Annotated in this window: 5 protein-coding genes and 1 pseudogene; all 6 read right to left on the bottom strand. The window is 40.8% G+C overall.

What is annotated here, in order from left to right:
* Positions 1 to 365 precede the first annotated feature (365 nt).
* Positions 366 to 986, bottom strand: coding sequence for a CadD family cadmium resistance transporter (locus SK578_RS03995; protein WP_042750738.1), 621 nt, complete (start codon positions 984 to 986; stop codon positions 366 to 368).
* Positions 987 to 1,839: 853 nt separating this feature from the next.
* Positions 1,840 to 2,108, bottom strand: a pseudogene (gene rpsO / locus SK578_RS03990) (30S ribosomal protein S15).
* A gap of 144 nt (positions 2,109 to 2,252) precedes the next feature.
* Entirely contained in the window at positions 2,253 to 4,919 is a 2,667-nt protein-coding gene (locus SK578_RS03985) for an ABC transporter permease (RefSeq protein ID WP_235228625.1), read from the bottom strand.
* A 36-nt stretch (positions 4,920 to 4,955) separates the two neighbouring features.
* Positions 4,956 to 5,657, bottom strand: coding sequence for an ABC transporter ATP-binding protein (locus tag SK578_RS03980; RefSeq protein ID WP_042751486.1), 702 nt, complete (start codon positions 5,655 to 5,657; stop codon positions 4,956 to 4,958).
* Between the two features lie 114 nt (positions 5,658 to 5,771).
* A complete protein-coding gene (locus SK578_RS03975; protein ID WP_000240129.1) occupies positions 5,772 to 6,464 on the bottom strand; it encodes a phosphoglycerate mutase in 693 nt (230 codons plus the stop codon).
* A 152-nt stretch (positions 6,465 to 6,616) separates the two neighbouring features.
* Positions 6,617 to 12,433 (bottom strand): ZmpA/ZmpB/ZmpC family metallo-endopeptidase, encoded by a 5,817-nt coding sequence (locus SK578_RS03970; RefSeq protein WP_042750733.1) that lies wholly within the window; start codon positions 12,431 to 12,433, stop codon positions 6,617 to 6,619.
* Between the last annotated feature and the right edge of the window lie 164 nt (positions 12,434 to 12,597).

Raw genomic sequence — 12,597 nt, 5'->3', positions numbered from 1 at the left:
TTTATATCTAAAAAGCTACCTAATTAGACTAGCTTCATTATCAAGCTATGCTCAATTGAACTCGGCCTAAGCACTTGACAAAAAAGATAAAATCTCCTAGAAACTGAAGTTTCTTCGTCAATTTTCCTATTTTTGCTTTGTGCTTTTGACGGCCTTTGTATCTTGTTAATTGAACTCGGCCTAAGCACTTGGCAAAAAAGATAAAATCTCCACGAAGGGAGAAAATCTGGTTTATTTTACCTTATAGTGCTAGTAACCGAAGATTATACTCGAGTATATCGCGAGGTAAAGTGACAACATAAAAAGCCCTCTGAAATCAGAGAGCTTGATTTTAGAGGGCTAAAATCCTAGTGAAACAAAAAAATCTACACGATCAGAAAAGTCTCTATCGTGCCATTTTCATACATGATGTATAGTCCAAGTAGAATGAATACTAAGGGCACAATGATTCGCTCGTATTTTTCAATTGTCTCGAATATTAACGGAATAGAGGATAACACCCGACTAATCTCGCATAAGATAATTATGCCGATTACAAACACAAGCAACGCCACGAGGGTCTGTGACCAATCTAACGAAGCAAAATAAGGTATATAGATACCTAAATTATCTCCGCCAGACGCAATTGTCAGCAATGTAACTGTCCAAAACAGTTGATTTGCCTTGCTTTGTTCTAATCTTTCAATAATTTCTTCCTCTTCTTCCTCTTCTTCCTCACCTTCTCCAACAATTGCAAAGCGAATCCCTAAATAGATAGGGATTAAACCAAGCAATCCAACCATCCATTCTTCAGGCACGAAATTAACGACATAAGCAGCAACTAAACTCGCCCCTACAAGTAAGCCTGTGCCTAGATATTGCCCCGCATAAATATGCCATTTTTGTTTATTCTGTGATAGCTGTGCAAATAAAATAATTAAAATAATTAAATAATCGATACTGGTAGAAATATAAACACCAATAGCAGATATGATTGTCTGTCCCATAAAAACCTCCTGTATTGGTCAGTAATAAATCAGCAGATTTTAGGAGAGCACAGACACATTAATTTAGCTATCGCTAGTGGGTAATGTCGAACATAGGAAAGCATTTTACTCCTCCTCAAAACGTAGTTACAAAGTAATTTCTAACTGGAATTCGGTGACTACTTCCATGTAAAGTATAACATACTATACTTTACTTCGTAAAGTGTGGGCTCTCCGAGGGGGCTTTCAGACAGCTACTCGGCTTGAAAAGCCGAGTAGCTGCGCACCCTTATGGTGTCATTAGCTGATACCATTTGAGGTTTTTGTAATCTCCAAAATTGTGACCGATAAAACAAATTTTCATTTTTCTCTTCTTCTGATGGGGTTTTTGTAGTCTCTAAAATTGTGACCGATAAAACCAAAGTTGATTACATTGGCATAGTCATTTTGTTTTTGTAGTCTCCAAAATTGTGACCGATAAAACCTCAATAAAAAAGCCCTCTAAAAATCAGAGAGCCAATTTGAGATTGGGATAAAATCCATACAAAAAAGCTACCCAATTTAGAGTAGCTTCATTATCAAGATATGCTCAATTGAACACGGCCTAAGCACTTGGCAAAAAAGATAAAATCTCCTAGAAACTGAAGTTTCTTCGTCAATTTTCCTATTTTTGCTTTGTGCTTTTGACGGCCTTTGTATCTTGTTAATTGAACACGGCCTAAGCAAGCAGATAAAAACAAAAAGCCCTCTGAAAATCAGAGAGCTCCAGTCTTGCTGGGTAAAACGTTTATAGACTAGGCGGACGAGGCGAAGATTGTACTAATGGTACATCAAGCCGAAGCCAACGAAGTATAGAAACGTTTTAGACGCAAGATTAGCGACGAAGTCCTAGAGAGTTGATTAACTCACGGTAACGGTTAACGTCGTTTTTACGCAAGTATGCAAGCAAGTTACGACGGCGACCGATTTTCTTCATCAATCCACGGTAAGTAGCGTGGTCTTTTTTGTGTTGTTTGATGTGTTCGTTAAGGTGGTTGATTTCCCAAGTAAGGACAGCAACTTGAACCTCTACTGAACCTGTATCACCTTCGTGACGTGCATATTGTGCGATGATTTCATTTTTTTCTCTTTTGAGATTGCCATGATGTTTCTCCTTTTTATTTGGCTTCATCCGAGTGACAGGTTGGCATGCCTGCAACCAAGAAGAAGTTATTTGTCTTTACGACAGTTCTTATTCTACCAAGAAGCAGGGACTTTGTCAACTGATTTACTTTTTAAAAACTTGACCTACTCTACTGATTTCAGGGCTTCAAGCATATCCACCTTTCTCAAGTGGTGATTTACAAAGAGACCCAGTAAGGCTAAGATTACAGTCACTGCGACGATTGGAAGAGCATAGACTTCCCAGCTGACCTGTGGATAAAAAAGTATGGTGGCAGGTGAGATCATTTGAATCAAAAATTGATGTAAATAGTAGCCGGCTACCAAACCGAGAACAATCCCCACAAAAGACAGCACCATGGTCTCGCGGTAGATATAGAGGGTCACTTCTTTATTATGGAAACCGAGAACCTTGATGGTCGAAAGTTCACGGATACGTTCTGCCACATTGATATTGGTGAGATTGTAAAGAATGACAATGGCTAGCAAGACGGAAACAAGGACAAGGATTGCCATGGTTTTATTGAGAGAATTGGCTACAGATTCAAAAAGGTGGATAGGCGTTGCATTTTGGACCACCCCAGAAACAGCAGTTTTTTTCATAAAGGCCGCAGCTTCTTTCTCCGTATTGGATGGTGTTGGATCTTTTAATTTTACTAGGTAGGTATTGTCTTGGGGACTGGTACCGTAGACTTGTTCATAAGTTTCTCGGTTGAGATAAACAAAGTGTCCAACATAGTTTTCAGAAATAGCCGCGACCCTGATTTCTTTCCCATCAAGCTCCAGCTTGTCTCCAACCGTAATGCCTTCTAGTTGAGCTAATTTTTGACTCACGACTGCTCCATCTGTGACCTGCACCTCTTGGCCATTTTCCTCTAATGCGATAAAGGGTTTGAAATTTTCTCGGCTTGTGACCATTATGGTGATAGTCTGAAGTCCTGCTTTTCCTTTGAAATCTTTTTCAATGGATTTAGAGTAAATCTTTTGATAAGCATGGATAGGCTCAGCTTGCAAGGCACTTTCTAGGTCTGCTTTTTCTTGCTCCGTTACACCGCTCTTTTCCGCTACAATCATCTGGTATTGCTGGATTTGTTCAAATTGACGATCGACAACTCCTCCCACAGAAGACTGAATGCCAAGACCTGCAAATAGGAGAGCAACCGAACCTGCAACTCCAAAAATGGTCATCAACATCCGTTGCTTATAACGGAAAATATTTCGCGCCGTAACCTTATGAGTGAAGCTCAAACGACTCCAAATAAAGCTCAGGCGTTCCAGCAAAATCTTTGATCCTTTAACGGGAGGTTTGGGCAGCAAAAGTTGGGCTGCTTCATCGTGCAATTCCCTCCGTGCCACTAGATAAGCTGGCAAGACACTGGATCCCCAACTTAAGGCCAGGGCAAGAAGGCTATAAGACCAGTAGAAATACTCCTGACTTTTCCCAACGATCATTCCAGCTGTTATAACATCCGAAATCACGCCTGCAAGGAGATAATGTCCTAGAAGCGTTCCTAAAACGGTTCCCACAGTTCCTGCAAGAAAACCATAGAGGACAAACTTGGCAACAATATCTTTATTCTTGTAACCTAGGGCCTTGAAAATACCAGCATTGGTACGCTCTTCATCCACAAAGCGAGTCATAGTTGTAAATGTTACCATTGCAGCAACCATAAAAAGCACCACTGGAAAGATATTCCCGACAGAACGAATACTTGCTGAAGCGTTACTGTACATGAGATAGCCTTGACCACCTGGCATGGTTTGGCGGTTGTATACATGGTAAGTAGGCTCTGCCAGTTCATCAAGCTCTTTCTGGTGTTGTTCAAGCTTCTCTTTTTCCTTGGATAGATTACTCTCTGTCTGAGACATTTTTTCTTTTTCTGTAGCCAATTCTTCCTTAGCTTTTGTCAATTGCTCCTTGACTTGACTCTTTTGAGGCTCAGGCAAAGCGGTCACTTGTTCTTCTTGAGTTTTCAATCGACCTTCAGCCTGTTCTAACTGACTCTTGACTTTTTGAAGGTTACTTTCAGCTGTTTGGAGTTGCTCTTTTCCATCTTCCAAGCTCTTTTGCCCATTTGCTTTGATACTTGCCAATCTTTTTTGACCATTATCGGCAAGCAAGTTTTGTAAGTCTTCCTGGTGTTGATCTCGTTTGCTTCTATAGTCTGATGAAAAAGCATCCAAATTTTTTAAATCATCATAGCGCACACGCGCAATACTATACACTTCTGTATCAAACTGACTGGCTACAATCACTCCATAGCCAGCCAAGCTTCCATTTCCACTACTAGCCCCTCCCAAGTCTTCTTGAGAAAGTATCTCACCCGACTGAACAAATCCAGTAATGGTGAAAGATTGGGATTTTATGACGGTCTTCCCTTCTTCTTTCTTGCTAAAGGTGATAGTCTGCCCAATCTGATAGCGGTCTTTCCAGAAATCTGCCAAGGAAATTTCCTCATCAGCTTCTGGCAGTCGCCCTTCTGTCACTTGAAAAGTTGAAATTCCCTCTGGCTTAGAATAAAGTCGAACCGCTTCTTCACTATTTTCAACGGTTAGGTCTGCCATATAGCCAAACTCAACACTTGCTCCTTGAAGGGTCTTTAGTTCGTCTCGATCCTCTTTATCCAAGCCATAATCAGCTATCACTGCCAGATCCAAGGTATTTGTTTTACGAAGATAATCCTCAGCCGTACGTTCCATATTGGGGCTAGTCACTTTGAGACCTACTAGGGCTAAAGACCCCAGCATCATCAAGGTCAAGATGGATAAAAAGCGTCCCTTGGAAGCAGTCACCGACTGGAGCAAGTCTTTTCGGTATGTTTTTTCATGCTAATACTCCAATGTATCGATAGCCTGTGGATTCTCATTGATTGTTACTCTCATAACAGTGGCATCACGCATGTGAATCACCCGATCTGCGATAGGAGCTAGCGAGCTATTGTGAGTTACGATAATCACCGTCGCTCCCTTTTGACGAGACATGTCTTGGAGAATCTTCAAGACTTGCTTGCCTGTCTGATAATCTAAGGCTCCAGTTGGTTCATCACAAAGGAGAATTTTAGGATTTTTAGCTATCGCGCGTGCAATGGAGACTCGCTGTTGCTCCCCTCCAGAAAGCTGGGCTGGAAAGTTATTGAGACGATGAGCCAGACCTACATCTGTCAAAACCTGCTCAGGATTCAAGGCATCTGTCACGATTTCAGAAGCCAACTCCACATTTTCCTTAGCGGTCAGATTGGAAACTAGATTATAAAACTGAAAAACAAAACCTACATCATTGCGGCGGTAATTGGTCCTCTGGTGGGAACTATAGTCTGCAATATTGGCACCATCAATCCAGATTTCCCCCTCGTCATTGGTATCCATTCCCCCAAGAAGATTAAGAACCGTTGACTTGCCTGCACCAGACGCACCAAGAATAATAACCAATTCACCCTTTTCAATCTTAAAATTCACATCGCGATTGGCCACAATCTCCGTGTCCCCAACCTGATATCGCTTGTAACAATGTTTCATCTCAATATAAGCCATCATCAACCTCACTTTCTTTAACTACTTCTTAATATCATTATAACGCTTTTTCGAAGAGTTGGATACTAGAATAAAAAGAAAAACCTAGGTATTCCTAGGCTTTCTTTTTACAAATTATTTTCCAAGGTAGTATTCAGAAACTACGTTCAATTTTTCGTCGAATTCGAATACCAATGGTGGGAAGTTAGGGATTTCCACATCCATGATTTCGTCATCTGACAAACCTTTGATGTGTTTTACAAGGGCACGGATTGAGTTACCGTGAGCTCCTACGAATACGTTTTTACCATCTTTAAGAGCTGGAGCGATTTTATCTTCCCAGAATGGAAGGGCACGTTCCAAAGTCACTTTCAAGTTTTCAGCATCTGGAATAACTGAATCGTCAAGTGAAGCGTAACGACGGTCTGTGTGAGCTGAGTGCTCATCATCACGGTCCATGTTTGGAGGCAATACATCGTATGAACGACGCCAGATGTGAACTTGCTCATCACCAAATTGTTCAGCAGCTTCAGCTTTGTTTTTACCAGTCAAACCACCGTAGTGACGTTCGTTCAAACGCCATGATTTTTCAACTGGAACCCACAATTGGTCAGAAGCTTCAAGAGCCAAGTTAGTTGTTTTGATCGCACGTTTCAATACTGAAGTGTAAGCTTGGTCAAATTCGATACCAGCTTCTTTGATCAATTTACCAGCGTCAATCGCTTGTTGTGTACCTTTTTCAGACAAATCAACATCAGCCCAACCAGTGAAAAGGTTAGCTTTGTTCCATTCAGACTCACCGTGGCGAGCAAAAACCAATTTTACCATTAGATGGATTCTCCTTTAAATTTTCCGAGGTTTCCCCTCGTTTATCTATTCTATTTTACACAATTTTTCACAAAAAAGCTAGTTAAAATCGACAAGTTCTGACAGTCAGGAAGTAAAGTCCTCTCATCCTGATTAGGAACTTCTATAATTCATTACTTTTTATTTGCAAAAATAGAGGTTCTAAAATCATTTGTTTGGTCTAGGTAGGCTTTAAAGACTGCTCTCTTAAGTTTATGAACTGCACTGTCAGTTTCTGGGTTATAGTCACTCCAACGAGGATCTGTAGCATCCTGTAAAACAGCTTGATCCATCAGTTCTTGCAATTCTTTTACTCTTTGAATGGTTTTCGTGGCATTGCTCATCCATGATTGCGTTGGATCTTTAAAAGTAACTTTAGTCAAATGATCAAACTGAGCAACGCGCTCTTGATACATAGCTTTTTTGAAGGCTGCCCAAGATGAATACTGACCACCAAATAGCTTTTCTAAAACAAGCTTATCTGTCACTAATCCTTGCTTTTTACCGTAGAGGTTGATTGTTTGACCATTTTGTTTAGCAATTTCTTCATATTGGTTGGAAATATATGGGACCATACCATCTTTAAATCCTTTAGCAGCTAAGAGTTCATAAGCTATCCGGCGTCCCATAAGATCTCCAGGAGTTCCTTTCTCACTGCCCAATGCTGAAAAGATTGGTGCAAAGAGTTTAATCGTAAAGTAGTCATTTCTCTCATAAGTGCCAGCCTGATACTCACGAGCCGAAAGAATATTATTGTCAATCAAACTCTCAAAGCTAGTCAATTTTTGGGCTTCTTCTTCAGTCAAATCTTTCACAACATTAGTAGCATAAACATCATTTCCGTCTGCTGGATCTTTCACATACTTGTTCTCAATTTTTCTGAGAGCTTCCATTTTCTGGGAAACATTCAGTTTCTTAACGATTGATTGCCCTTCAAGATATTCCAACAGATAGATGAGGTCAAACATGTTATGAACATATTTTTGGAGATCGGATGCATCTTTGAATCGTTCCGTCGGATCTAAGACTTGTAGACGGGATCCTTCTAAGCTATCTGATTTTGAATGTTTCAAGATTGAGTTAATAGTAATGGTTGCATCATTTGGATGATCTGGCGCTTGTAATAAGCCTTTAGCAAAGAACTCAGGACCAAGACCACTTCTTCTACCATAGCCACCAAGATAGATATCCTGATCTGAATCATGGGTCATCTCATGGGTATACGTAATAGCGCCATCCTTATCCAACATACGGTAAGACATATAATAGACACCATCTCCTGTTGCGTATGCACCGTGATGATTATGAACCACCTTGTTACCAACTGGTCCAAAGAAATGTTGCATTGCAGGATTTGAATTCTCAAAGTCTGCGATTGTTGAAGCCTTTCCTTCAGTATGATCATCACCAAACTTATAGGCATCATAAAGCAGGATCGTACGATAGAGTTTTTCACGTCCCTCATTATCTAAAATACGATACCAATAATCGTAGTGATCTCGCTGACGCTTGGCTGTTTCACGCGCATTATCTTCAACAAACTTATTGAGTTCATCTCCAGCCTTATAGTCGCTGTTGCGGTAGCGATCGTAAGCTCCAAATCCTAGGCTAGACAAGGTTGAGATGACAAATACAGATCTTTCTGGCAAAGTAAGGAGAGGCAAGACCATATTGCGGTATTTCCAAGTACTACTAGTAATTCGGTCATAAACACCGATAGAGTACTTAGTCCCTGCTTGCTCTTGCTTGGCTTTGACCTCTGCAATAGTGGATTTTTCTTCGACGATGAAAGCTTTGGTCTGTTTTTTAAACCAGTCATTGTTGCTAGTGTTTGGTAAAAAGACTTTTCGGTAATTTTCTAGCGTGCTAAACAAATCTGTCGTTCCATGATGGCTGGCAAGACTGATACCATAAGTATCAACGTTGTTCTTAGCAAGCAGATTATTAAATCCTGATTTCCCTAACTCAATCAAAGTATCTAACGGAGATGCATTTCCTTTTCCAAAGAAATCAAGGTGATACAAGACCAAGTCTTTAATATTAACCTGACCATAGCTAAAGTTATACCAACGCTCTAAATAGCTCATACCAAGAAGCAAGGCTTCCTTGTTGCGCTTAATTTTATCTACGATGTAACCTGTCATTACTTGATTGTTTTCCACTAGACCAGCATCCGCTGACAAGAGTTTTCTCAGACTGTCTTCTAGATGCTCCTTCGTTTTAGCAAACTGCTCTTCTAGATAGAGCTCGGTTTGCTTCACTTTTGGTGAAATACCAAGTGTGTTTCTAATAGCATCTGAATGATAATTTACCTTCTTCAATTCTGGTAAGACTTGCTGGATAATCGTTTCTTGATTATACAAGAATTGGTTTGGCGTATAGAGAAGCCCCGTATCTTCTAGACTATATTCTGCTAACTTAGCAAAATCAGTCTGGTACTTGAGCTGGAATGTTTCAGAGGAATGATCCTGGTAATGGAGCAAGAGTTTATTGGCACTTTTTTTATTGGTTACAATGTCCGTAATTACTTGGTCATCCTTCATCATGACTGCAGACAAGAGTGCTTTTTTATATAAAAGACTGTTCTCATTGACCAGGTTTCCGTATTTGACGACGGTTGCCTTGTTGTAGAAAGGTAGCAATTTTTCAATATTTTTATAAGCTAAGGCGCGCTGAGCTTGATAATGCTTCACCTTAGAAAAATCACTTTCTTTACTACCACTTGTTGAAAGAGGCTCCACTGTTGGAGGAGCGAGAGGATTGATTTCTGCTTTTTTATTAGTCACTTCAGAAGCATCTAAAATTGTTCCTCTTTCTACAAATGATTCCTTGCTGACGACTTCTTCCCTGACCAAGGTGACATTGTAGACTCTATTAGCTTTGTTGCTGAATGTATTAGCCACCTTCATTTCATTATAGTGGTAACCGGTAATAGCATTTCCGTTGGTTACATTGACATCACTTAGTACATTGGTCAATCTTCCTGCATGCTGTTCCTCATTCGTCTTTCGATCCCACAAATATCCAGCCACACCCGCCACTCTACCAAAGTGCTTGACATTGTTGATATCACCTTCAGCATAGCTATCCTGTATATGCGCATCTTGGTCTACTAGACCTGCTAGCCCACCAACAGTCTGATCTGAACTATTCGTGTTGGATGAAATGGCTACTGTCGCTTTTGACTTAGTCAGTGAAGCTCTGCCTCCTGTCAAATGACCGACCAAACCACCAATATTGTATGTAGCAGTCGTTTCGTAGGTATTAACAATTCTTCCCTTAAAACTGCTCTCTGTGATGCTTGATTGGTCTGCCTTAGCCAACAAACCACCGATACCACGTTCCCCAGCCAGAACACCATCGACATGAACTTGCTTAATCTTTGTGTTATCCGTAGCTTCATTTGCCAGTGAACCGATATCATCTTTACCTGAAATAGAGACATTTTTTAGGCTCAACTTTTCTACTGTGGCCCCTCTCAAGCTTTCAAAAAGAGGCTTTTTCAAGTTGTAAATAGCATAATGCTTGCCATCCTTTTCACCAATCAACTGACCAGTAAAGGTGCCCTTGATGTAAGATCTGTCATCAGGTCCCAACTCCACTTCGTTGGCATTCAAGCTAGCCGCTAAATGATAGGTTCCAGAGAGATTCTTGTTGATAGCTTTAACCAAGTTGCTAAAGGAAGTGAAGGTTGTTGTTTCTTCTGTAGCCTTTTTTGCGAGATAGAAGGTGAAATTATCGACATATTTATTTTCTAGCTCTTGCTGGAGTTTCTCAGCTTTGGCTATGATTTTATAAACTGATTGTCCATTTTTTATTTCTGCAGTTATTGAAGCGACAGGTAGATAGACATCTTTGAATGACGACGATTTTACCTTAACAAAGTAAGTGTCTGGATTACTTGGAACACTGTCTAAAGAAACATGTTGTTTGTAAGTACCATTGGTCTGACTATACAACTCCAGATCCGAAACATTTCTTAATTCAAGTGTTTTTTCTGGATCTTTTTCTTGTGGTTTTTCAGATGGAGTTTCCGGTTTTACTTGCTCAATATTGCCAGTATATTCTGGAAGAGGGGCAACTTGTTCGGGTTCAACTATTGCTCCCGATTGGGTGCCTGTATAAGATGGTTTCGATGGTGCCTGTTCTGGTTCGACTATTGCTCCAGATTGGATGCCTGTATATTCTGGTTTGTCGGCTGTCTCAGGGGCTACAACAGCTCCTGATTGCTCACCTTTATATTCTGGTAAGGAAGCATGGGCCTCTGGTTCGACGATGGCACCAGCTTGAGTTCCCTTGTACTCTGGTTGTGGAGCTACTTGCTCTGGTTCAACAACCGCTCCGGACTGGGTGCCTGTATAAGATGGTTTCGATGGTGCCTGTTCTGGTTCGACTATTGCTCCAGATTGGATGCCTGTATATTCTGGTTTGTCGGCTGTCTCAGGGGCTACAACAGCTCCTGATTGCTCACCTTTATATTCTGGTAAGGAAGCATGGGCCTCTGGTTCGACGATGGCACCAGCTTGAGTTCCCTGATATTCAGGTAGCGGAGCTACTTTCTCGGGTTCGACTATTGCTCCAGACTGAGTGCCTGTATAGGATGGTTTATCAGTTTTCTCAGGGGCAACTATTGCATCAGATTGCTCACCTTTATATTCTGGCAGGGAAGGCTGAGTCTCCGGTTCGACGATGGCACCAGCTTGAGTTCCCTTGTATTCTGGTTGTGGAGCTACTTTCTCGGGTTCGACTATTGCTCCAGACTGAGTGCCTGTATAGGCTGGTTTATCAGTTTTCTCAGGGGCAACTATTGCACCAGATTGCTCACCTTTATATTCTGGTAAGGAAGCATGGGTCTCTGGCTCACCTTTTCTTGCAGACTGGGGGGCTTCACTCGGAGCAACTGCCTTCTTAGTCCCCTTCTCTACTATACGTGGCAAGGATTTCTCTACCTTGGTCGAGAGGATCTCACGAGTAATTTCTTGGTTTTCAACAGTGAAAATACGAACAACCTCAACCTTCTTCCCAACATGACCTTCTTGTTTGACACGAATTGTTCCCTCTGCTAGTTCGGGATTCTCTTGAACCACTTCAGCAAAGTCTAGCTTGGTTTCAATCTCTTGATCTTTGTATAAGAGCTCTGGTTTATTTAAACGACCAGCCAAGACTTCGTCATGAGGATCCACACTAGCAATACCAGACGGCTTTTGATTGGGTGAATCTTGAGAAGGGATTGACTTGTCAGCAGGGCTTGTTGGAGACGGATTTTTCCGCTCATCTCTTACATTTTGCCCACCTTCATTGGACTGGAAATGAGGGTGAACCGTATCGTCTAGTTTCTGATCTCTAGCAACAGTTTCTAACTGATTAATTTTCTTGTCTTGCTTAATATAGCCTAGATAGGTATAACCTGACAGGACTCTTGGCAGAGGCAGACTATCTCCTTGGGATAATTGATATTCTTGATTGTATTGTAGCAAAAGCTGATTTTCAATAGCCTGAACCGAAGAGACCAAACCGCTCCCCACGCCTGTTATCAAAACAACCTTCAACAATGCTTTCTTATTGCCTTTCTTTCTCGAAACAGCAAAAATGAGGAGTCCAATCGAAGCGAGGGCTCCACCAGTAAGGACGGTAACCAGATTATTGTGCTCACCGGTATTAGGCAACAGACCTAGTTGGGCTTTCTCATCCATACGGTAGACTAGATAATAGGTACTCTCACTATCTTCAGCAATATTAGGAAAATCCTTTACAATCAAGTCCTTCTCATGACTACTCAGTTCTGTATCCGTCACGTATTTGTAGTGAACAGATACATTTTCTTGAGCAAATACGGTCCCACCGCTAGCAATAGACACAAAAAATAAACTAGAAATTGAAGCAGACACAAGACCAATCGCTAACTTTCGTAAGGAAAAACGATGCTGCTTCTCTCCAAAAAACTTTTTCATTCTATATCCTCTCTATTATTTTATCCCTTTCAAAATAGAAGAAGCATTTTGCTTCCTCACTATGATAAACTTACAAGAAACAAAAATACTTCTATATATATTTTGATATATTTAATCTACAACCATCATTATACTATAAAAAGAGTTCTTTGTCTCAAATAAAT

It is taken from the genome of Streptococcus mitis (genome assembly GCF_000722755.1).
GTDB lineage: Bacteria > Bacillota > Bacilli > Lactobacillales > Streptococcaceae > Streptococcus > Streptococcus mitis_CM.
Note: the sequence above shows the minus strand (reverse complement) of the source record. Positions and strands in the feature narration are given on the sequence as shown.

Coding starts and splice junctions, on each gene's coding strand:
- SK578_RS03995 (WP_042750738.1), bottom strand. CDS start 986: ATGGGACAGACAATCATATCTGCTATTGGTGTTTATATTTCTACCAGT.
- SK578_RS03980 (WP_042751486.1), bottom strand. CDS start 5,657: ATGGCTTATATTGAGATGAAACATTGTTACAAGCGATATCAGGTTGGG.
- SK578_RS03975 (WP_000240129.1), bottom strand. CDS start 6,464: ATGGTAAAATTGGTTTTTGCTCGCCACGGTGAGTCTGAATGGAACAAA.
- SK578_RS03970 (WP_042750733.1), bottom strand. CDS start 12,433: ATGAAAAAGTTTTTTGGAGAGAAGCAGCATCGTTTTTCCTTACGAAAG.